Raw genomic sequence first — 20434 nt, 5'->3', positions numbered from 1 at the left:
TCCGGCGACAGCGTCAAATATTTGATTAGAAATGTGATTTATCGCACAGATTGATGCGGTGTTGCCCGCGCATCAGGGCCGGTTTCGCCGCAGCAACGCCATCATGTTTTCCATCTGCGCATTTATTTCGCGTCCGGCTGACCAGACCAGCCACAGCTCTGAAATGGCATCCTCTTCCGTTAAGGGCAACCAGACCAGATCGGCCAGCCGCGCCCGTCGAAATGAGGCAGGCAGAATGGAGACGCCTAACCCGGTTGCCACCAGCCCCAGTATGGTCATCGCCTCACCCACTTCCTGAGTAATAAAGGGCTTGATATGGTAGCGGTGCAGCAGCGCCAGAATATCGCTGTAGAGCGCGGTTCCGCCCTGAGGATCAAAGAAGACAAAGGGTTCCGCCGCCAGGGCAGTGACAGAGATTTTATCGGCGTCAGCCAGCGGATGCGCCTTATGCACCACGGCATAAAGCGGCTCACTCAGCAGCAGCTGATGACGCAGATCGGCGGGCAACGGCGTGTTGCGCATCACGCCAAGATCGAGCCGTCCATCATGAAGCGGTGCGAGCTGCTGGCGGGTATTAATCTCCTGCATCTGAATATGTACCTGCGGCCAGCGCTGACGAAACCGGAATAGCGCGTCAGAGACCACGGCGGTAAACGGGGCCGAGGAGGTAAAGCCAATCCGCAGCTCCCCCTCTTCACCACGATGCAGGCGGGCGGCGCGATCGGCCGCCTGCTCGACCTGCAACAGAATCGCGCGGGCGTCACTCAGCAGTTGCTGTCCGGCAGCGGTAAGCTGCACGCTGCGGTTAGTGCGATTGAACAGCCTTGCGCCCGTTTCTGTTTCCAGCTGAATAATCTGCTGGCTGAGCGGCGGCTGAGAAATGTTCAGTCGCTGGGCCGCCCGCCCGAAATGTAACTCTTCCGCCACCGCAACAAAGTAGCGCAGATGACGCAGTTCGATATTCATATCTTAAACGTCTCATTTGAGATTATTAATATATTAGACATCATAATGCCGCTTTCCTAAGCTGACGACAGGTTTTCTAAATTTGAGGAAAATGTGTGAGTCGCTCAACACAGGCTGTCACAGTGGATGAGAATGCGGTCTCTGCGCCGCCAGAGTCTGTTGCCGCTTCAGGTCATATCCGCCGGGATTCCCCACAGTTTATGCGCGTGACGCTGGCGCTTTTCTCCGCCGGGCTGGCGACCTTTGCCCTGCTCTACTGTGTGCAGCCGATTCTGCCGGTGCTGTCACAGCAGTTTGGTATCTCTCCGGCAACCAGCAGCCTGTCACTCTCCATCTCGACCGGCCTGATGGCGCTGGGCCTGCTGGTCACCGGGCCGCTCTCTGATGCTATCGGTCGTAAATCGGTGATGGTCACAGCCCTGATGCTGGCCGCCATCTGCACGCTGGTCTCGGCCACCATGACCAGCTGGCACGGCATTCTGATTATGCGGGCGCTGATGGGGTTGTCGCTGAGTGGCGTGGCGGCGGTCGGCATGACCTACCTCAGCGAGGAGATGGATGCACGGGTCGTCGCCTTTTCCATGGGGTTATATATCAGCGGTAACTCGATAGGCGGGATGAGCGGTCGACTGCTGAGCGGCGTGCTGACTGACCTCTTCTCATGGCGACTCGCCGTGGCGGTAATCGGCTGTTTTTCGCTGGCCTCGGCGCTGATGTTCTGGAAGATTCTGCCTGCGTCGCGCCATTTCCGGCCCATTACGCTGCGTCCGCGTAATCTGCTGATTAACTTCCGGCTGCACTGGCGCGATCCGGGCCTTCCCTGGCTGTTTGCCGAAGGATTCCTGCTGATGGGAGCCTTTGTCACCCTGTTTAACTATATTGGCTACCGTTTACTGGATGCGCCCTGGCATCTCAGCCAGGCTGTGGTCGGGCTGTTATCAGTGGTCTACCTCACCGGCTCCTGGAGTTCGCCCAAGGCGGGCGCGCTGACCAACCGGTTGGGTCGGGGTCCTGTGATGCTGGGTGCTGCCGCCATCATGCTGCTGGGTTTGCTGATTACCGCCTTCAACTCCCTCTGGCTGATCCTGCCTGGGATGATGCTGTTCACCGCCGGTTTTTTTGCCGCCCACGCGGTCGCCAGCGGCTGGATTGGCCCCCGGGCGCGCCGGGCACGAGGCCAGGCCTCTTCGCTCTATCTGTTCAGCTACTACGTGGGTTCCAGCGTCGCGGGTACGCTGGGTGGCGTGTTCTGGCATAACTTTGGCTGGAGCGGGATTACGCTGTTTATCAGCGTGCTGCTGATCCTGGCGTTACTGGTTGCCTGGCGTCTGCACAGTAAAAAACTCTGAGAACGTCTTCTCATGCCAGGCCTGGCTTCTCCTGCGGGCCTGGCGGTTTATCACAATAAACGCGCTATTCAGAGCCACAGCAAACAAAATGCAGGTTTCCCGCTATAATCGTTTTTATTGTAATAATTCATCTGCTTTGCCTTTTAACACGGCAACAAGGAACGCCTGTGGCTCTCTACTACTACGTCAATAAACAATCAGGATATAACAATAATCATGTGGTTCATGCCGCAGGCTGCCCCCATCTTCCCGACATCGATAACCGTATGTTTCTGGGCAGTTTTTACCATGTGAATGCCGCCATCCTGCAGGCTAAAAAATATTATGCTGGCGCAATCGGCTGTGAAAATTGTTGTCCTCTCAAAAATGTTGACCAGCAGGCCACCCAGCTCAGCGTGGCCCTGAAGCACACCCCGGCTTCGCGTTAATCTGATCCACCTGGTAAGGGGGAAAAAATTTTTCCCGCTGCGCTAATTTGTTAAGAATTACCGCTGTTTTCCGTTATGTTAATCTTCCTGATTCTCTTTAATGGAATGCACAATGCGGGATAAGTTTGCGCGCGCTCAGATAGCCCTTCACTGGCTCACCTTTTTACTGGTGGTGACGGCCTACGCCACCATTGAACTGCGCGGTTTTGCACAGCGCGGATCCTGGCAGGGTTATGCCATGATCATTACCCATTTCAGCGCCGGCGCGACCATCCTGGTATTGATGCTTGCCCGCCTCTTTTTACGCACCCGGCATCGCACACCGCCCATTACCCCCGCTCCGCCGCGCTGGCAAACCGGGCTGGCACATCTGACTCATACCCTGCTCTATGCTCTGTTTATCACTCTGCCGATCCTCGGCCTGACATCGCGTTATCTTAAAGGTCGGGAATGGTGGCTGTTTGGCATCAGCATGCCGGTCGCGCCTGAACCTGACTTTGATATGGCGGATATGCTGATTGGCTGGCATGAAACCCTGGCACCGCTGGGTTACTGGCTGATCGGACTGCATGCTGCTGCCGCACTGTTCCATCACTATCTGCTTAAAGACAATACTCTGCTGCGAATGATGCCCGCCCGGCGTCGCGGTCAATAACCTCAGGCTATCGCCCTGTGATGGGGCGATAAAAAAATTTCAGCATTAAAAGGCGTTTATAAGGTTTCTCTTCCCGCTTTATTCACTACAATGGTCAGTAATTTGTGACGCAGGTCACTTTCGCTGGATGTTTCTGCCACATCCGATTCGCTGTACTGACTGACTTGACTCCTCATGCAACCAACTACTGTTTCACGTAAAACTGCCTGGCTACGCGTGGTATTGCTGGCCATCGCCGCCTTTGTATTTAATACCACCGAATTTGTGCCGGTTGGCCTGTTATCTGACATCGCTGCTGACTTTTCAATGCAGACGGCTGACGTCGGGATCATGCTGACCATCTATGCCTGGGTGGTTGCACTGCTCTCACTGCCGCTGATGCTGCTGACCCGCAATATTGAGCGACGACTGCTGCTGGGTGTGCTGTTCCTGATCTTTATCGTCAGCCACGTTCTTTCTACCGTTGCCTGGGATTTCCGGTCGCTGATGGTGTCACGCGTGGGTATCGCCCTGTCTCACGCGGTGTTCTGGTCGATCACCGCCTCGCTGGCGATTCGCGTCGCTCCGGCCGGTAAGAAAACTCAGGCGCTGAGTATGCTGGCAACCGGTACCGCGCTGGCGATGGTGCTGGGCGTGCCGATTGGCCGCGTGGTGGGTCAGTATCTTGGCTGGCGTACGACCTTCGGCGCGATTGGCCTTTCGGCACTGGTGCTGATGATTATGCTGGTGCGCATCCTGCCGCGTCTGCCGAGTGAACATACCGGCTCGCTGAGCAGTGTGCCGATGCTGTTTCGCCGTCCGGCGCTGGTCAGCATGTATCTGCTGGTGACGCTGGTCGTTACCGCGCATTACACCGCTTACAGCTATATCGAGCCCTTTATGCAAACCGTGGCCCATTCCAGTGGCAACTTCACCACCCTGCTACTGCTGCTGTTTGGCTCTGCGGGCATTGTGGGTAGCGTACTGTTCAGCACACTCGGTAATAAGTTTCCCTCCGGACTGCTGATTGCAGCCATCGCCCTGATCACCCTGTGCATGGGCCTGCTGATTTTTGCTGCCGTTCGCCCAGCAGCTATCTCAACGCTGTGCGTTGTCTGGGGAATGGCGATGATGATGATCGGACTGGGTATGCAGGTGCGAGTGCTGTCGCTGGCACCGGATGCCACGGATGTGGCGATGTCGCTGATGTCCGGTATCTACAATATCGGTATCGGCGCGGGTGCGCTGCTGGGTAATCAGGTCAGCCTGCATCTGAGCATGGCGGAAGTCGGCAATGTCGGCGGGATGATTGGCCTGGTGGCGTTACTCTGGTGTGTTTATATCTTCCGTCGTTATCCACAGTTACGCAGTAACGGCTAGATAAAACCAGACAGCAACCAATAAAAAAGGCTTCAGATAAGCGGGTTATCTGAAGCCTTTTTAGTGTTATTTACCGATCACTTTATCTATAAAGAACGGCTGTGCCATGCAGGTTGTTGCTGCCAGAGGTCGAAGTGATGCGGAAAGACTTTGCCCCTGCATCGCTGGCCTTTTCTGACAGCTGCTGCTCCAGCGAAAGCAGATTAGTACTGCCTGTTGCGCTGATAACACCGATTTTTTGCTGATCCAGCGGTGTGCTGCTGACCTGCTGGGCCGCTACGCTGGCAAATGACAGACCGCTTAGCACAGCCGCCACGACCATCATATTGATACTTTTCATAACGAACCCCTTCTCACTTATTCTGTTGAAAAACAAAAATTACTGATAAATCACAGCCGTGCCGTGCAGTTTGTTCTGGCCGCTGGTTGAGGTGATGCGGAACGATTTCGCACCCGCTTCATCCGCTTTAGCACTCAGCTGCGCTTCAACAGAAGACAGATTGGTGCCGCCCAGTACAGAGATGGTGCCAACTGGCTGCTGATTAACAGGTTCGCTGGTCACCAGGTCAGCGGCAGATGCGCCAAAAGTCAGAGTCGTCAGTGCCAGCGCTGCCAGGGTGGTTTTGATGTTTTTCATAATAATCTCTCTATTCAATATTGAAATTCGGTTGGTCTGAATGGGTTGTCACTATTTAATTAATGACCGTTAAACAAATGATAGACCCCGATACGGTTTGTCGTCAACATTTATTTAATGAGCGTTATTTTATTCGCGAAGTGGCGTGATTATGGGCTTCAGCCTCTTTTCTGACTTAACCTAAGGGGCTGTAATAATGCGCTGGCGCACAAAATGGCAACCCCTGTCGGCGGCATCCACGCCAGGCCTTGCACATTTTTATAATGATCGGTAATTTAATAGGGTGTTTTACTGTCAGTGAGGGTGTATGAGTCAGGTTCAGGATTGCGATGTAAAGAAATGCCGCGGCCGACCAAAAGTGTTCGATCGCGAAGCAGCGCTCGATAAAGCTCTGACCCTGTTCTGGACGCACGGTTACGAGGGAACTTCTCTGGCCGATCTGGTGGCCGCAACCGGCGCGAAAGCGCCAACCCTCTACGCCGAGTTTGTTAATAAAGAGGGGTTGTTTCGCGCGGCGATGGAGCGCTATGTGGAGAAGTTCAGTGCATGGCGTGAAGCGGCATTGGGCGATGACCAGTTACCGGTGGATCGGGCTATTGAAGCCTATTTCCGCGCCACCGCGGCCTGTTTTACCGAACGCGACTCTCCCGGCGGCTGTTTCTTTATCTGCACCTCGACCGCCCTGTCGGCGGCTTCAGCAGAGATTGCCACCATGCTGCAACAGCAGCATCAGTCGCAGGAGCATGTGTTAAAGGATTTTCTGCTGGCGCGTCAGCAGCGTGGCGAACTGAGTGCGTCAGTAAACATTCCCGCGCTGTCACGTTATCTGAGTTGTATGCTGCAGGGCATGTCGGTGCGGGCGCGTGAAGGCGTTGAGCGTGACGATCTGGAGAGCATTATTGATACGCTGATGGCGATGTGGCCGACACTCACCGGCCTGTGTCAGGCTAAGCGTTAAAAATATCAGGGCGGCGATGCCGCCCTTTTCATCTTTTATTCCCGATTTTATTCCAGAAAGAAAACCGGTTTTAACGGCTCACTGATCGGGCTGTTATCTGCATTCGACGGCATCAGATCTTTCATTGACGCCCACCAGCGCTGACAGACCTCCGTTTCTGCCACCGCGTTCCAGCGCTCCTCAGATTCAATCTCAACACTGGCGAACAGCAGATGCCGCTCGGCGTCCAGCCAGATGGCATAGTTGTGCGCGCCGTGCGCTTTCAGGGTTTCGGCCAGTTCAGGCCAGATCGGTGAGTGCCGACGCTCATACTCTGCATGGCAATAAGGATTCACCTGCATCACAAAGGCTTTACGCAGCATTAGCAGGCCCTGCATCCAGCGCCGGTTGCCACGGCTTCACACCAAAGCGCTCACCCAATGCAACCAGCTGTTCTGTGGTGATACTCTGACGAATACCGCCCATCGACAGCACTTTGACGATCACTTCTGACGATTTCTCCGCCGTATCAATCAGACCAAAAGTCTCATCGAGTGTCGGGCCCGTGCCAAAGACACCGTGGAATGGCCACATCACCAGGGTATGTGACTGCATCTGTCCGGCGGTCGCGGTGCCGATTTCATCGGTGCCGGGTACCATCCAGGGTAAAACACCCACACCGTCCGGGAACACCACCAGACATTCGGTACTCCCTTCCCACAGCAGGCGGGTAAAGCGGGCGGAATCCATCTCAACTACATAGCTTAAGGCCATAAAGTTGGTAGCGTGACAGTGCATGATCACCCGGTCTGCACCCTTGCTGACCGCTTTACGCACCGCGTGAGACTGAAAGTGTGACGCCAGCTCGGAGGTGGGCAAACCGCCATTCGACAGGCCCCAGTGAATTTTATAAGAGAGCCCTTTGTCATCGACCTGCAGCAGTGCCAGACAATCCGCCGGATCAAGCTGGACATTACGCATGAATTTTCCTGACCCGGTCACCAGAAACCAGTCGTTCGCCAGCGCCGGCGCGGGTTGTGTCAGCTCAATACAGCGCGGTTGCAGGCAGAAATCAGCGGCAAAAGGTTTAACCTCCTCTTCCCGCAGACGCAGGCTGACGTTGCCGCCGTTACGTTCGTCCCAGCCCTTCAGCCACATATCGCTGGTTGCTTTGACCATTCCCTTAACAAACCCGGAAGAAAGAATGCTTTGCATAGTGAAATCCTTAACGTTGGCTCAAAATCTGTTGTTCATAATGGCGGACGTCGCCTAACCAGCTGGCATCAGCCGGGACGTCATGGCGCAGGCACCAGGCTTCCCATACCGCCTGCCACGGCAATGATTTTTGCTCTTCCAGCAGCGTCAGCCGCGCGGTGTAATCACCCTCGTTCTCGGCCTGGCGCAGACGATCGGTTGGCTCCAGCAGGGCACGCAGCAGCGCTTTTTTGGTGTTACGGGTGCCGATAACCCAGGCGGCAATCCGGTTGATAGAGGCGTCGAAGAAATCGAGTCCGATATGCACTTTGTCGAACAGTTGATGGCGGACGATCTCGCTGGCGATCGCCTGAGTTTCATCATCTAGCAGCACCACATGGTCGCTGTCCCAGCGCACCGGGCGGCTGACGTGCAGCAGCAGACGCGGCACATAGAGCATCGCGGCAGAAATTTTGTCGGAGATCACTTCGGTGGGATGAAAATGTCCCGCATCCAGGCATAGTGCCGTCTGGCGGCTGGCGGCGTAACCAAGATAAAACTCATTGGAGCCCACGGTGTAGCTCTCTGCGCCAATGCCAAACAGCTTGCTCTCAACCGCGTCGATATGGTGCTGCGGATTCAGTTTTTCTGAGATGACCTCATCCAGTGCACTCATCAGACGCTGACGCGGGGCCAGGCGATCCACGGTAATATCTTTCATGCCGTCCGGCACCCAGATATTCATCACTGATGGCGTGCCAAGCTGCTCACCAAACGAAGCGGAGATGCGGCGACTCGCTTTGCAGTGATCGATCCAGAACTGACGCACGGTTTTATCACTGTGCGACAGCGTAAAACCGTCGGCACTCATCGGATGCGAGAAGCAGCTGGGGTTAAAATCCAGCCCTAAGTTGTGCTCTTTCGCCCAGGCGACCCAGTTGGCGAAATGGGCAGGTTCAATCGCATCCCGATCTACTGGCTTGTCACTTTCCAGATAGATAGCGTGCAGGTTCAGACGTTTTGCGCCTGGGATCAGAGACATCGCCTTGTCGATATCGCTGCGTAATTCACTGGCATTGCGTGCCCGCCCCGGATAGTTGCCGGTCGCCTGGATGCCGCCAGTCAATGCGCCCTGTGGGTTCTCAAAGCCCCGGACATCGTCCCCCTGCCAGCAGTGCATCGAGACAGGAATGCTGTCCAGCTGGCGAATGGCCTGCTCAACATCAACTCCATTGTCAGCGTAGCGTTGTTTAGCCAGTTCAAAAGCCTGTTCAATCTGCTTAGTCATAAGCGGGTTCCTTAGCGGGTTGACTCAGCGTCGCGAAGCGTGCCTGACTGGCACTGAAGACGCTGTGAGTTTGCGGTTCGAATTTTTCCAGTGGGAAGTTGTTGATGACGCTGCAGCGGAAATCAGCCACATCGATCAGTTCGCCAAGTGCAATCAGCTGGCAACCAACGTTACCCAGCGTGGAGGCTTCAACCGGACCTGCCAGCACCGGAATCTGGCAGGCATCGGCACAGAGCTGGTTAAGAAAACGGTTCTGACTGCCGCCCCCTACCACGTGAAGCTGGCTGAAAGGTTTGCCTCGCAGCTGTGCCAGCTCCTGGATCACCTCGCGATAGAGCAGTGCCAGGCTGTCAAATATGCAGCGGGCCAGCGCGGCGGCAGATTGTGGCACCGGCATTCCCTGCTCTGCGCAGGCGTTCTGAATTTCGTTAACCATGCTGTCGGGATTGATGAAGCGCGCATCGTTGGGACTAATCAGTGAAACACAGGCGGGCTGCCGTGCCGTCTGATCAATCAGTGCGCTGAGATCGTCAATCTGAAGTTCGCCGCAGATGCGCTGCAACAGCCATAAGCCCATGATATTTTTCAGTACGCGGTAGCCTTCTGCGCCGCCCTCATTGGTGATATTGGCGCGTAACGCGGCATCGCAGGCATAAGGCTGCAAACTTTCAAAGCCCATCAGCGACCAGGTTCCGGAACTGAGATAGGCCGCATCGTCCTGCATCAGCGGCGTTGCCAGAACCGCGCTGGCGGTGTCGTGGGTGGCGACGGCAATCACCGGGACCGGGACACCTGCGCTATTGACCCAGTGGCCGACGGTGTTGCCCGATGCCTGCGGCTGACCGAACCATTCAGGAGCAACGCCCGCCCAGGCGAGCAGATCACGATCCCATTCGCCGCTGTGAATATTGAGCATTTGCGTAGTGGTGGCGTTGGTGTATTCCCAGTTGAGATTACCGGTCAGGCGATAATGCAGATAGTCCGGCATCATCAGCGCATGCGCCACGCGGGCCTGCCAGTCGGGCTGCTGCTGATGCAGGGCGCGCATCTGATAGAGCGTATTGAATGGCAGAAACTGAATGCCGGTTCGGGCGTAGATGGCACTGCGGCTCAGTTCGTGCTGCGCCTGCTCCATCAGGCCGTGGGTGCGCGCATCGCGGTAGCTGACCGCCTCACCCACCGGCTCGCCCTCTGCATCCAGCAGCACCATATCAACGCCCCAGGTGTCGATACCGATACTGTCTGGCACGATCTTCTCTTCATCTAACTGAGCCAGCCCGGCGCGTATCTCCTGCTCAAGCATCGTCAGATCCCAGCAGTCATAACCGGCACGACGCTGGCGCTTATTTTTAAAGCGCCGGACCTCACGAAGCGCGAGCTGGCGCTGCGCAGCATCCCAGCTTGCGAGCATGACCCGCCCGCTGGATGCCCCGAGATCAATAGCAACAATGTTTCTCCTGGTCATGGCGACTTTTCCCTGTGATTGAGTGGTCACAGAGTAAAAACCTGGCCGGTTAAAGACCTTCCCCGGAGTGCCAGCGGCTGATAAGCCCTGGCAGACTTGCAAAGAACTTCGTGAGAGAGATCACAGAGGCGAAAGGCAGGAGGATGTGACCCCTGCCGCAAATCTGTTAACTGCTGAGGATTTCTTGAAAAATCAGCATGATTCCTGCTGAGTCAGGCTGAAAATTCAAGGTAAGGTTAGAGCGTGCTGATTAGACTGCGTTACGGTTTTGTTAAGCAGCGAGAGATGACCATGACCATATTGCACAGTGCGGATTTTTTCCCCGAAGGCGATTACGCCATTGCGATTGAACCCCGCGTACCCCAGGCCGCCTTCCCGGAACATCATCATGATTTCCATGAAATTGTGCTGGTTGAGCAAGGCTCTGGCATTCATGTGTTTAATGGTCAGCCACAAACGCTGTGCGCCGGTTGCGTCTGCTTTGTGCGCGATCACGATCGTCATCTTTATGAGCAGACCGACAACCTTTGTCTGACCAACGTGCTTTATCGCAGCCCCGGCGCGTTTCGCTTTCTCTCCGGGTTACAGGCTTTACTGCCCTGCGATCAGGACGGGCAATATGCTTCCCACTGGCGCATCAATCAAAAGGTGATGACGCAGGCGCTGAGTGTGGCGGCGCAGATGCAGCCGGATGATACCTGGTCGATGGAAAAACAGGCGCGCCAGGAACAGCTCTTTTTACAGTTGCTGGTGCTGTTGCGTGAGGCGTGCATTGATGGACAGAGTCAGGATCAGGAGGCGCGGCTGCATCGTCTGCTCGACTGGCTGGGTGAGCATTACAGTGATGAGATTATCTGGGATGAACTGGCTGACCGCTTCTCCCTGTCGCTGCGTACCCTGCATCGGCAAATGAAGCAGCAAACCGGCAGCACGCCGCAGCGCTACCTGAACCGTGTGCGGCTGTTGCAGGCCCGTCATCTGCTGCGTCACAGTGATATGCGAATTACCGATATCGCCTTCCAGTGTGGATTTGGTGACAGCAACCATTTCTCAACCCTGTTCAGGCGCGAATTTGGCTGCGCACCGCGAGCGGAGCGCCAGCAGATGATGTAAAGGAGCCAATCATGGCGTTGATACTCAGTCGGGATGACTATTTTCCCGCCACTACTCTACCGGTGGCGGTCGCCGAAAGGATGCCACAACCCTCTTTCCCGCCGCATCGACACGAGTTCAGTGAAATCGTGATTGTCTGGCGCGGCAATGGCTTGCACGTCCTCAACGATCGCCCCTGGCTGATTACCTGTGGCGACGTTTTTTATATCCGCGACAGTGACTGCCACAGCTACGACAGCGTTAACGATCTGGTGCTGGATAACATCCTCTACTGTCGGGATCGCTTTGGTCTTGCCCTTGACTGGAATCAGCTGCTGCCGCAACAGGGACCGGATGCGCCAGGCGGCTGGCGGCTGACCACGCGAGGGATGGCGCTGGCCCGGGGAGTGATCAGCCAGCTGGAGCGTGAAAGCCGCAAAAGCGACCCCCTTTCAGTTCAGCTCTCGGAGGCGCTGTTTTTACAGCTGGCGCTGATTCTGCGCCGCCACGGCTACGCGGCCGACCGCCCCTGGGCGTTGCCGGAGGGGGAACAGCTCGATCTGCTGATGTCAGCGTTACAGGGTGCGATTGCCCGCCCCTTTGATCTCGCGGAGTTTTGTCAGCAGAACCAGCTCAGCGAACGGGCGCTGAGGCAGCTTTTCCGTCAGCAGACCGGGATGACCATCGGTCATTACCTGCGTCAGCTACAGCTCTGTCAGGCAAAATATCTGCTGCGCACCCAGGATTGTCTGATTAGTGAGGTTGCCGCCCGCTGCGGCTTTGATGACAGTAACTATTTTTCGGTGGTTTTCACCCGTGACACCGGTTTACCTCCCAGCGCCTGGCGACAGCAATTTATCGCGCCACGCCAGGCACTGAAAAGTGCCGAGTCTTAATAAAACGGGCCTGCATAGCAGGCCCGTTGAGGTAACAGAGAAAAGCTGTTCCACATTGCCGGGAAACAGTGCCTGCGAATTAAACTAATGTGTTGTTGTAAGTAAAACCCCGACGGAGTGAGCCATCAGTCTGGCAGGCCCCGCCTGCATAAAGAAAGAGTCACTATTCGCGATCAGGCCGCCATGCCAAGTCCCACAATATTGGCGGCAATGATAATCACCACACAGCCGATTGATAACACGCTGACCGGTCGGCGCCCCGCAGACTTCCACTCCTTCATCAGCAGCCCCACCAGACCACCACACAGGACGTATAGACTCATGTGCAGCATCCAGCTGACATAGTCATACTGCGCCGGGATTCTGGCATGGCCCCAGGCATAGAAGAAGAACTGCAGATACCACATGGTGCCGCCGAGCACCGCAAAAGCGGTATTGGTAATCAGCAGCGACTTCCCGACCGAGAAGTCTTTACGCACCGACAGCTCTGGCCGGGTGGCCAGCCGCCAGAAACAGAAGGCCAGATTAACCAGAGCCCCGCCGCCCATAATGATCACGTAGCTGGGCAGAGCTACATACAGCGGATCGATGCCAAGATTAGCGGCGGCCTGATGCATGGGCTTAGCCGCATCCATGGCAAAGGACATACCCGCCGAGAAGATGCCGCACATCACCGCCAGCACCAGTCCTTTTCTGAGATTAAACTCTTCTGCGTTAATCCCCAGCGCCCGCTCTTTTAACAGCCCGGCACGCGACACAATCCCGACGCCAATCAGTGCCACCAGTACGCCCAGCAGGGTTAACCGGCCACCCGCCGACGCGAAGAGCTCACCAAAGCGCCCCTGCAGAAGCGGTGTCATCAGCGTGCCGACCACCAGGGTAATGCCAATCGCGATACCGATCCCCATCGACATGCCGAGATAACGCATGGTCAGGCCGTAGTTGATATTGCCTATGCCCCACATCGCGCCAAACAGAAATACCGGTGTCAGCTGGGACAGCGAGAAGCTGCTGTAATAGGCCATAAAATCTGGCAGTAAAATGGCACTTACCGCCCACGGCAGGATCAGCCACGACATCAGGCCACCAATCGACCACATGGTTTCCCATGACCATCTTTTCACCTGTTTAAAAGGCGCGTAGAAACACGCGGCGCTGGCAGCTCCGACAAAATGCCAGAAGATACCCGCAATAATGGCACTGTTCATTGTTATTCCCCGGTTAGGTTGAGGCCTGTCGGAAACCTGTCTGCTTCCGCTCAGCAGGCAGTCTACGTTCAGCAGGAATTCCTCAGCCTTTGGATAAATGCCGGAAGCCACAGTGAAGTGGCAATATTTACCCGTTGTGCCCATCAGGGATCACAATTTCACCGTTGTCAGAAAACCGGACGATTAGTTAAGTAAGTAACTTATTATTCAATGTTTTTTTCATTTTTGCTGTGTGGCGCAGCACAATTCTGATCTGACTGCCATTCACAAGGGAAGGTTGGCAAATGTGCAAAGAAGCCTTTCATTAACGCGGGCAAGGTCGTATAAACTGGGGAAAATTGATCGGATCAGGGAATGGGATGACGACAAAGTGGTTAACGCTGTTTCTTTCGCAGTCAGTCAGCCAGGTCATGCTGGATGATCTGCGCGCGATATTACCTGCAGATGCGATAAAGGTGTTTGTGAATGGCCTGGATGAAACCCACTATGCCACCCTTGAGTGTGTGCAGGCGGATCAGCATTGCGCCCTGATCGCCTCAGCGATAGTGGTCTGGCGTCAGCTCGGACATGTTCACCATATTCTCTATAAAAAAGGTGAGGTGTTGCGGGAGGAAAATGATGCAACGCAGTTCCAGCTGTTCACTCTGCTGAAAACCCACCGCGCCGTATTGCAGATCTCATGATAAGATCGCAGCCCCTGAAATCGCTGTTTGCAGCAGGTAAATTATGAGAATTGGAATTCTGTTTCCGATCGCCATCATTGTGGCGGGCGTGGGCTTTCTGGCGTGGTTTATTGGCAGTGGCCTGGCGATGCCAGGCTCCTGAAGGTCAGCGCAACTGACTGTCTTTACTGCCCCGACGGTTATATAAACTGCTGGTCTGCTGCTGCTTGTCGATTTTTTCCTGACACGCCACACAATAGTGCACGCCTTTAAGCGCCTGACGACGCGCTTCGGGAATCGGCTCGCCGCAGAGCTCACATTCGGTGGCGCTTTCGCCCTGTCCGATCGACTGTCTTACCCGCTCAATGCCGTCATTGACGGTGCTATCGATCTGTTCCTGTACTGCGCCTTCTGACGCCCATCCATTTGCCATGATTTAACCCCTTTATTACCACTTCACTCCTTTAAATCTACAACATATTGACGTTTTTGCCGCAGAACTCACCGATATCTGTGATTGGCTGCCAGCCGCTCCCGGCAGCTGGCAATCAGCTAAAGGTAGCCCTGAGCAATCTGTTTCACCCTGCTATCACATTACTGCAACGTATCGATAGCGGAGAGCTAAGCGAATGACAACACATCATCAACATTTCATTAATGGCGAATTTGTAGCCCATCAGGGTGACCGTTGGATTGAAGTGATCAATCCGTCCACGGAGGCGTTGCTGTCCCGTATTCCCCAGGGCAGTCGTCAGGATGCCAGCCTTGCCATCAGCGCCGCAGAAGTGGCTCAGCCTGGATGGGAAGCGCTGCCTGCAGTAGAGCGCGGCGTCTGGCTGCACAAAATTGGCACCGCTATCCGCCAGCGTGAGCCTGAACTGACGGCAACCATTGTGGCTGAGGGTGGAAAAACCCAGGGGCTGGCGAAGACCGAAGTGATGTTCACCGCCGACTACCTCGACTACATGGCGGAGTGGGCGCGTCGCTATGAAGGTGAGATCATCAACAGTGACCGCCCCAACGAAAATATCTTCCTGTTCAAAAAAGCGATTGGCGTCACTACCGGAATACTGCCGTGGAATTTCCCCTTCTTCCTCATTGCCCGCAAAGCGGCACCGGCCCTGATCACCGGAAACACCATCGTGATCAAACCCAGTGAGCTGACACCGAATAATGCGGCACTTTTTGCCGACATCATACAAAAGCTGGGTCTGCCTGCTGGCGTCATTAACTTTGTTTATGGTCTGGGACCGGAAGTGGGACAGGAGCTGGCGGCAAATCCTAAGGTCGGTCTGGTGAGTCTGACCGGAAGCGTCGGTGCGGGCATTGCCACCATGGAAGCCGCGGCTAAAAATGTCACCAAAGTGTCGCTGGAACTGGGTGGCAAAGCCCCTGCCATCGTGATGGATGATGCCGACCTCGAGCTGGCTGTGCGGGCGGTCGTCAGCTCGCGGATCATTAACAGCGGACAGGTCTGCAATTGCGTAGAGCGGCTCTATGTGCAGGAAGGCATTTACGATCGTTTTATCAGCGCACTGACCGCCGCGTTTCAGCAGGTGACATTTGGCGACCCGGCCGAACGCAGCGATATCGATATGGGTCCGCTGATTAATGCCGCAGCACGGGATCGGGTGGAGCAGAAGGTGGCAGAGGCCGTCGCCGCAGGGGCGAAAGTGGTTCTGGGCGGCAAGCGCGCCGGAGACAGAGGCTTCTTTTTCCAACCCACCTTGCTGACTGAGGTGCGCCAGGAGATGGCGATTATGCAGGAGGAGATTTTTGGCCCGGTTCTGCCGGTGATGAGTTTTAAAACGCTTGACGAGGCGATTACGCTGGCCAACGACTGCGAGTATGGGCTGACCTCCTCGATTTATACGCAGAATCTGAATACCACCATGACCGCGCTGCGAAAGCTGAAGTTCGGCGAAACCTATGTTAACCGTGAAAACTTCGAAGCGATGCAGGGATTTCATGCCGGGTGGCGTAAATCGGGTGTCGGCGGTGCCGATGGAAAACATGGTCTGGAGGAGTATCTGCAGACCCATGTTGCCTATTTACAGTTCAGTTAATCACTGGCTCGATCTTACCGCCTCCCGTACCTGACGTTGTCAGTACCAGAGTGGGCCAGTAATTGGCCCACTCTTTTATGCCACCCGCTTACCGCAGCGCAGCAGCGCGATGCCACTCAGCACCGCCACAGCCATCAGGTAGTATCCAGGTGCCAGACTGCTGCCGGTGGCGGCTATCAGCATGCTGCAAATCAGCGGTGCAAACCCGCCAAATACCGTCACGGCCACGTTGTAGCTGATCGCCATGCCGCTGGCGCGCGTGGTCGCCGGGAAGAGATCGGCCATCACCGACGGCACCGTGGAGAAATAGACCGACTTGAGTAGCGCCATCCACGCCACCAGCAGGATCAGCGTGGTGGGCGTAGTGTGATCGACCATCCATTTGAAGGCGGGATAGATGGTGACCATCAACATCAGCAGCGATCCCCACATCAGCGGCAATCGGCCTATCCGCTCCGCCCACAATCCCATTATGGGCGTCACCACCGTCAGGATAATCCCTGCGACCAGCGTGGCGGTGAAGGCCACCGACCCCGGCAGATGCAGCGTTTTGGTGGCGTAGGTCGGAATGTAATTGAGCATGTAGTTGACCGCGGTCGAGATCACCATCACCCCAATCGCCAGGGTGATCAGCGCTTTCTGCCGCCCGAACAGCGTTTTCAGCGGTGCGGCTTCCTTCTCCTGCGTCGCAAAGCTGGCGGGCTCCTGCACGTGACGGCGAATGTAGATCCCCAGCGGCCCAATCAGTAAGCCGAAGGCAAACGGGATACGCCAGCCCCACGCCTGAATCTCGCTTTCGCTCAGCCAGTGTGTCAGCCCGAGGCCGAACGCCGATGCCATCAGGGTACTGGCGCCCTGTGTGGCGAACTGCCAGCTGGCGATAAAGGCTTTGCGCTCGGGAAAGTGCTCTACCAGGAAAGCGGTCGAACTGCCAAACTCGCCCCCGGCAGAGAAGCCCTGAATCAGACGCGCCAGGATAATCAGCAGCGGCGCCGCCAGACCAATAGTGGCGTAACCCGGCATAAAGGTAATGATCGCCCCGCCCAGCATCATCAGATTGATTGAGAGCAGCAGCGCTTTTTTACGGCCATGACGGTCGGCATAGTTGCCCAGCACGATGGCACCCAGCGGACGGATCAGGAATGAGATGCCGAAGCTGCCGAAGGTCAGCAGCAGCGACACCGACGGATCGCTGACCGGAAAGAAGACGTGCGCGATGTAGCTGGCGAAGAAGCCATACACCGCGATGTCGAACCACTCCAGCGCGTTACCAATGCAGGTAGCGAACAGCGTTTTGTGCAGGCTCGGTTTCACCTGCGGAGTACTCTGCGCGATGCTGCTCATTGTTCACCTCTCCGCCACTGATGGTGGCGCGACATCAGTTGTTCGCCCTCTTCACCCAGTTGCCAGAAAAGGCGGGTCATGATCGCCAGCCCTTCACGTGCAACAGAGGTGAGCATGTGTTCGTTAACGCCGTGCTGGCCGCAGGCCGGATAGGAATGGGGCACCCACAGCGTCGGGAGGCCGAGGATATCGGCAAATACCTCATTGGGCAGTGAACCGCCTAGATTGGGCAACAGCGCCGGTTTTTTACCGCTGCTGCGGGCCAGCGTGTCCAGCGCCCAGGCCACCAGCGGATCCTGCGGATCGAGTCGCGTTGCAGGTGAACCGCGCATAAACTCCACGCTGACGTTATCGAAGCCGTGCTGATGCAGGTGACTTTCGACATGCCGGACCAGATTTTCCCAGTCGGTGCCGACCACAAATCGCAGCTGACACACCGCCGTGGCGCTGCCGGGAATGGCGTTCATCGGGCGCGCCGGGTTACCGGTTTCAAACGCCAGCACCTCCAGCGTGTTCCAGCCATAAAGACGCTCCGCAGGCGTCAGACCCGGCTCGCCCCAGCCGTCGGCCAGCGCCGGATCGCCCGGCATTCCGCCCACCTCAATATCACTGAGGATGGCGCGCACCGCATCGGTCAGGGAGTCCGGTTTCAGCGCGGCGACCTGCAAAACACCCTTTGCATTCACCAGGCAGGCGAGCGCATTCGCCAGCTGGGTGCCGGGATTACTCAGCAGTCCGCCCCAGTTGCCGGAGTGATAGGCGTTGTCGCGCGCCCTGATAGTCAGACGAAAGTTCGCCGCGCCACGCGAACCCAGGAACAGTGTCGGCCGCACCGCGTTCAGTCGCGGGCCATCAGAGGCGATAAAGAGGTCGGCCTGTAACAGCGCCCGCTGCTGCTGACAAATCTCCGCCAGCCCCGGTGAACTGATCTCTTCACCCATTTCAAACAAAATTTTGCAGTTGAAGCCCAGTGCGCCACCGCGTGCCTGCCACACCTGCTCCAGCGCCGCGAGATTGATGCAGTGCTGGCCTTTGTTGTCCGCACTGCCGCGCCCATACAGGCGGTCATCTTCAGCCGTGAGTTGCCACGGTGATAAACCGTCGCGCCAGTTCTCATCGTCGCCGAACACCACATCGCCGTGGCCATAGCAGAGCAGCGTCGGTCTGGAGGGATCTTCAATGAGCGTGGCGATCAGAAACGGCGGGCTGCCGGGCTGCGGATTCTCAAACGGGTGCAGCGTAAAGCCCATCGCCGCCAGCTGCGGGCCGATCTCCTGCTGCAGATAGTTCTCAAGCTCCACCTGCCTGCTGGCGTGCTGGCTTTCGGTCACGCAGGAAATTCGTCGTGCCAGCAGCTGCTGAAACTCGCCACTGTCGAAATAGTGCATCGCCTGGTCAACGGTCTGTTGCTCTGTCATGTTTGCCCTGTCTGTTCTTTTTATCGTGCTTTATCTTTGACAAACTTCTCTCTTTGCCACAATTATTAATTTATCGAGTGAGCCTTGCTTTTAAAGCAAGCCACGCCTGCCCTTTTATGATGCGTTTTGCCGGAGTGACCATGTTAAGCAGTGAGATCCGCTATTTCCTGGCGGTCGTACAGTGCGGATCGCTCAGCGCCGCCAGCGAGCAACTCTTTGTGGCGGTGTCGGCGATTAGTCGCCAGATCCAGCGCCTGGAAACCCAGGTGGGTGTGCCGCTGTTTGAGCGGCATGCACGCGGCATGGTATTGAACGAAGCGGGTGAAATATTCGCGCATCATGTGCGCAAGAGTCAGCTCGATATGGAATATGCGCTGGCGGAGATTAAAGGGCTGAAAGCAATACGGCGCAGCCTGATCCGCATTGCCTGCACCGACGGAATGGCGTTCAGTCTGCTGCCGGGTCTGCTGGCGGAGTTTCGTCAGGCCAATCCCGGCGTGCTGTTTGCGCTTAATGTGACGCACTCGCAGGGCGTGGCGGCATGCGTCAGAGCTGGGGAATGCGATGTTGCGCTGCAGTTCAGTCTGCAACCGGAGCGCAGCGTTGAGGTGCTCGGCTCGTGGCCGGCGCCGGTGTTACTGGCGATGCATCAGTTACATCCGCTGGCATCGCGTCAGGTGACGCTGGCCGATCTGCATGGCTGGCCGCTGGCGTTGCCAGGTCAGCATACTACCGTGCGGCAGTTGTTTGACCTCTCCTGTCAGATGAACGACTGCGTGGTCGAGCCGGTGCTGACCTGCGACTATTTCGCTACGCTCTACCACTTTTTGCTGCATACCCCGCAGGCAGTAACCATTTGCAGTGCGTTTACCCTGTTGTTTGAACGCGACACGCAAAATCTGGTGTTGCGTTCGATGGGGGTGGATCAGCTGAGTCAGCGTACGTTGCAGCTTCAGACGGTGTCCGGCCGCCAGCGGAATGCGGCGCTGACGCTGTTTCTGCAGTTTTTGCAACAGCGGCTGACGGAGATGGATCAGCAGGTGAGGATGGGATGAGAGGTACAGGGTTGTGGTTTAACCAGCTCGGTACCAGATTGCCATGTGATTCAGGTTGATAAGGGAATATGGGTTAACGTCCTGGCTGCTTCCGTGAGAGGGTGTTGGCTAAGGAACACGGGTTACGTCTGCACCGATTCGCTGTGAGAGGGTGCCGGCGAAGGAAACACGACCAGATCGGAAAGTCGCAACAGCCGCCATCCATGGCATGCCCGGCCCACGCGATTACGCACCTCATCCCTGAGGTGCGCCCGTAGCCGGGCCAACGCGTTGCGTTGTTCAAAAACGCTCCCGGCGTTTTTATCCGGGCGGCGGGACGCTTTCCTCCCTGCTCGTGTTCCCTTCGCGTTGAGCTTTATCATTGCGGTCATATAAACCCTGACTTTAGTGCATAAACTTAGCCCCACTCGGAAGT

Annotated in this window: 22 protein-coding genes; 11 read left to right on the top strand and 11 right to left on the bottom strand. The window is 56.3% G+C overall.

What is annotated here, in order from left to right; genetic code table 11:
• Nucleotides 1-72 precede the first annotated feature (72 nt).
• Nucleotides 73-966, bottom strand: coding sequence for a LysR family transcriptional regulator (locus tag ACXKZD_RS09765; RefSeq protein ID WP_010670180.1), 894 nt, complete (start codon nt 964-966; stop codon nt 73-75).
• Between the two features lie 95 nt (nt 967-1061).
• Here ACXKZD_RS09765 and ACXKZD_RS09760 point away from each other — a divergent pair, with 95 nt between their 5' ends.
• The 4 genes from ACXKZD_RS09760 to ACXKZD_RS09745 all read left to right on the top strand — a co-directional run bounded on the left by ACXKZD_RS09760 (nt 1062) and on the right by ACXKZD_RS09745 (nt 4757).
• Complete coding sequence (locus tag ACXKZD_RS09760; protein WP_488981563.1) at nt 1062-2315, top strand: MFS transporter; 1254 nt, start codon at nt 1062-1064, stop codon at nt 2313-2315.
• A 167-nt stretch (nt 2316-2482) separates the two neighbouring features.
• Nucleotides 2483-2743, top strand: a complete 261-nt coding sequence (locus tag ACXKZD_RS09755; protein ID WP_010244780.1) for a hypothetical protein — start codon at nt 2483-2485, stop codon at nt 2741-2743.
• Nucleotides 2744-2855: 112 nt separating this feature from the next.
• Nucleotides 2856-3398: a cytochrome b561 gene (gene cybB, locus ACXKZD_RS09750; RefSeq protein ID WP_010244777.1), complete on the top strand. Its 543-nt coding sequence runs from the start codon at nt 2856-2858 to the stop codon at nt 3396-3398.
• A gap of 174 nt (nt 3399-3572) precedes the next feature.
• Entirely contained in the window at nt 3573-4757 is a 1185-nt protein-coding gene (locus tag ACXKZD_RS09745; protein WP_010244774.1) for a sugar transporter, read from the top strand.
• An 82-nt stretch (nt 4758-4839) separates the two neighbouring features.
• Here ACXKZD_RS09745 and bhsA (ACXKZD_RS09740) read toward each other — a convergent pair whose 3' ends face one another.
• Together bhsA (ACXKZD_RS09740) and bhsA (ACXKZD_RS09735) are read right to left on the bottom strand one after the other, a co-directional pair.
• Complete coding sequence (gene bhsA, locus ACXKZD_RS09740) at nt 4840-5097, bottom strand: multiple stress resistance protein BhsA (protein ID WP_010670183.1); 258 nt, start codon at nt 5095-5097, stop codon at nt 4840-4842.
• A 39-nt stretch (nt 5098-5136) separates the two neighbouring features.
• Nucleotides 5137-5394 (bottom strand): multiple stress resistance protein BhsA, encoded by a 258-nt coding sequence (gene bhsA, locus ACXKZD_RS09735; RefSeq protein WP_031592385.1) that lies wholly within the window; start codon nt 5392-5394, stop codon nt 5137-5139.
• Nucleotides 5395-5701: 307 nt separating this feature from the next.
• Between bhsA (ACXKZD_RS09735) and ACXKZD_RS09730 the strand changes: the two genes are divergently transcribed.
• Nucleotides 5702-6352, top strand: a complete 651-nt coding sequence (locus tag ACXKZD_RS09730; protein ID WP_010244765.1) for a TetR/AcrR family transcriptional regulator — start codon at nt 5702-5704, stop codon at nt 6350-6352.
• Between the two features lie 47 nt (nt 6353-6399).
• Here ACXKZD_RS09730 and rhaM read toward each other — a convergent pair whose 3' ends face one another.
• The 4 genes from rhaM to rhaB are packed head-to-tail and all read right to left on the bottom strand — an operon-like array spanning nt 6400 to nt 10278.
• Entirely contained in the window at nt 6400-6714 is a 315-nt protein-coding gene (gene rhaM, locus ACXKZD_RS09725) for an L-rhamnose mutarotase (RefSeq protein ID WP_010670186.1), read from the bottom strand.
• Nucleotides 6704-7546: a rhamnulose-1-phosphate aldolase gene (gene rhaD, locus ACXKZD_RS09720; RefSeq protein ID WP_010670187.1), complete on the bottom strand. Its 843-nt coding sequence runs from the start codon at nt 7544-7546 to the stop codon at nt 6704-6706. The genes rhaM and rhaD overlap by 11 nt, the downstream gene beginning before the upstream one ends.
• A gap of 10 nt (nt 7547-7556) precedes the next feature.
• On the bottom strand, nt 7557-8813 hold the full coding sequence (locus tag ACXKZD_RS09715; protein WP_010244756.1) for an L-rhamnose isomerase: 1257 nt from the start codon (nt 8811-8813) through the stop codon (nt 7557-7559).
• Nucleotides 8806-10278: a rhamnulokinase gene (rhaB, locus tag ACXKZD_RS09710; protein ID WP_488981562.1), complete on the bottom strand. Its 1473-nt coding sequence runs from the start codon at nt 10276-10278 to the stop codon at nt 8806-8808. The genes ACXKZD_RS09715 and rhaB overlap by 8 nt, the downstream gene beginning before the upstream one ends.
• Before the next feature lie 291 nt (nt 10279-10569).
• Between rhaB and rhaS the strand changes: the two genes are divergently transcribed.
• Nucleotides 10570-11391 (top strand): HTH-type transcriptional activator RhaS, encoded by an 822-nt coding sequence (gene rhaS / locus ACXKZD_RS09705; RefSeq protein ID WP_029519526.1) that lies wholly within the window; start codon nt 10570-10572, stop codon nt 11389-11391.
• A gap of 11 nt (nt 11392-11402) precedes the next feature.
• On the top strand, nt 11403-12266 hold the full coding sequence (rhaR, locus tag ACXKZD_RS09700) for an HTH-type transcriptional activator RhaR (RefSeq protein ID WP_010244749.1): 864 nt from the start codon (nt 11403-11405) through the stop codon (nt 12264-12266).
• Between the two features lie 173 nt (nt 12267-12439).
• On the opposite strand, the gene rhaT is transcribed toward rhaR, so the two are convergent.
• Entirely contained in the window at nt 12440-13474 is a 1035-nt protein-coding gene (rhaT, locus tag ACXKZD_RS09695) for an L-rhamnose/proton symporter RhaT (protein ID WP_010670192.1), read from the bottom strand.
• Nucleotides 13475-13833: 359 nt separating this feature from the next.
• Between rhaT and ACXKZD_RS09690 the strand changes: the two genes are divergently transcribed.
• Together ACXKZD_RS09690 and ACXKZD_RS09685 are read left to right on the top strand one after the other, a co-directional pair.
• Complete coding sequence (locus ACXKZD_RS09690) at nt 13834-14157, top strand: hypothetical protein (RefSeq protein WP_010244743.1); 324 nt, start codon at nt 13834-13836, stop codon at nt 14155-14157.
• Between the two features lie 43 nt (nt 14158-14200).
• Nucleotides 14201-14299 (top strand): YoaK family small membrane protein, encoded by a 99-nt coding sequence (locus ACXKZD_RS09685; protein ID WP_008925225.1) that lies wholly within the window; start codon nt 14201-14203, stop codon nt 14297-14299.
• A 3-nt stretch (nt 14300-14302) separates the two neighbouring features.
• Here ACXKZD_RS09685 and ACXKZD_RS09680 read toward each other — a convergent pair whose 3' ends face one another.
• A complete protein-coding gene (locus ACXKZD_RS09680; protein ID WP_010244737.1) occupies nt 14303-14569 on the bottom strand; it encodes a DksA/TraR family C4-type zinc finger protein in 267 nt (88 codons plus the stop codon).
• A gap of 196 nt (nt 14570-14765) precedes the next feature.
• Here ACXKZD_RS09680 and aldA point away from each other — a divergent pair, with 196 nt between their 5' ends.
• Nucleotides 14766-16202 carry an aldehyde dehydrogenase gene (aldA, locus tag ACXKZD_RS09675; protein ID WP_033757734.1) on the top strand — a complete coding sequence of 479 codons (1437 nt, stop codon included), beginning with the start codon at nt 14766-14768 and terminating at the stop codon, nt 16200-16202.
• A 75-nt stretch (nt 16203-16277) separates the two neighbouring features.
• Here aldA and ACXKZD_RS09670 read toward each other — a convergent pair whose 3' ends face one another.
• Together ACXKZD_RS09670 and ACXKZD_RS09665 are read right to left on the bottom strand one after the other, a co-directional pair.
• Complete coding sequence (locus ACXKZD_RS09670; protein WP_400367919.1) at nt 16278-17546, bottom strand: MFS transporter; 1269 nt, start codon at nt 17544-17546, stop codon at nt 16278-16280.
• Nucleotides 17543-18964 (bottom strand): M20 family metallopeptidase, encoded by a 1422-nt coding sequence (locus ACXKZD_RS09665; RefSeq protein WP_033757736.1) that lies wholly within the window; start codon nt 18962-18964, stop codon nt 17543-17545. The genes ACXKZD_RS09670 and ACXKZD_RS09665 overlap by 4 nt, the downstream gene beginning before the upstream one ends.
• A 140-nt stretch (nt 18965-19104) precedes the next feature.
• Here ACXKZD_RS09665 and ACXKZD_RS09660 point away from each other — a divergent pair, with 140 nt between their 5' ends.
• Nucleotides 19105-20019 (top strand): LysR family transcriptional regulator, encoded by a 915-nt coding sequence (locus tag ACXKZD_RS09660; RefSeq protein WP_122888855.1) that lies wholly within the window; start codon nt 19105-19107, stop codon nt 20017-20019.
• The last annotated feature ends 415 nt before the right edge of the window (nt 20020-20434 follow it).

It is taken from the genome of Pantoea sp. ABR1s (assembly GCF_057812235.1).
This window is presented reverse-complemented; position numbering and strand designations above follow the sequence as displayed.

Coding starts and splice junctions, on each gene's coding strand:
- ACXKZD_RS09765 (WP_010670180.1), bottom strand. CDS start 966: ATGAATATCGAACTGCGTCATCTGCGCTACTTTGTTGCGGTGGCGGAA.
- cybB (WP_010244777.1), top strand. CDS start 2,856: ATGCGGGATAAGTTTGCGCGCGCTCAGATAGCCCTTCACTGGCTCACC.
- ACXKZD_RS09745 (WP_010244774.1), top strand. CDS start 3,573: ATGCAACCAACTACTGTTTCACGTAAAACTGCCTGGCTACGCGTGGTA.
- bhsA (WP_010670183.1), bottom strand. CDS start 5,097: ATGAAAAGTATCAATATGATGGTCGTGGCGGCTGTGCTAAGCGGTCTG.
- bhsA (WP_031592385.1), bottom strand. CDS start 5,394: ATGAAAAACATCAAAACCACCCTGGCAGCGCTGGCACTGACGACTCTG.
- ACXKZD_RS09730 (WP_010244765.1), top strand. CDS start 5,702: ATGAGTCAGGTTCAGGATTGCGATGTAAAGAAATGCCGCGGCCGACCA.
- rhaM (WP_010670186.1), bottom strand. CDS start 6,714: ATGCTGCGTAAAGCCTTTGTGATGCAGGTGAATCCTTATTGCCATGCA.
- rhaD (WP_010670187.1), bottom strand. CDS start 7,546: ATGCAAAGCATTCTTTCTTCCGGGTTTGTTAAGGGAATGGTCAAAGCA.
- ACXKZD_RS09715 (WP_010244756.1), bottom strand. CDS start 8,813: ATGACTAAGCAGATTGAACAGGCTTTTGAACTGGCTAAACAACGCTAC.
- rhaB (WP_488981562.1), bottom strand. CDS start 10,278: ATGACCAGGAGAAACATTGTTGCTATTGATCTCGGGGCATCCAGCGGG.
- rhaS (WP_029519526.1), top strand. CDS start 10,570: ATGACCATATTGCACAGTGCGGATTTTTTCCCCGAAGGCGATTACGCC.
- rhaR (WP_010244749.1), top strand. CDS start 11,403: ATGGCGTTGATACTCAGTCGGGATGACTATTTTCCCGCCACTACTCTA.
- rhaT (WP_010670192.1), bottom strand. CDS start 13,474: ATGAACAGTGCCATTATTGCGGGTATCTTCTGGCATTTTGTCGGAGCT.
- ACXKZD_RS09690 (WP_010244743.1), top strand. CDS start 13,834: ATGACGACAAAGTGGTTAACGCTGTTTCTTTCGCAGTCAGTCAGCCAG.
- ACXKZD_RS09685 (WP_008925225.1), top strand. CDS start 14,201: ATGAGAATTGGAATTCTGTTTCCGATCGCCATCATTGTGGCGGGCGTG.
- ACXKZD_RS09680 (WP_010244737.1), bottom strand. CDS start 14,569: ATGGCAAATGGATGGGCGTCAGAAGGCGCAGTACAGGAACAGATCGAT.
- aldA (WP_033757734.1), top strand. CDS start 14,766: ATGACAACACATCATCAACATTTCATTAATGGCGAATTTGTAGCCCAT.
- ACXKZD_RS09670 (WP_400367919.1), bottom strand. CDS start 17,546: ATGAGCAGCATCGCGCAGAGTACTCCGCAGGTGAAACCGAGCCTGCAC.
- ACXKZD_RS09665 (WP_033757736.1), bottom strand. CDS start 18,964: ATGACAGAGCAACAGACCGTTGACCAGGCGATGCACTATTTCGACAGT.
- ACXKZD_RS09660 (WP_122888855.1), top strand. CDS start 19,105: ATGTTAAGCAGTGAGATCCGCTATTTCCTGGCGGTCGTACAGTGCGGA.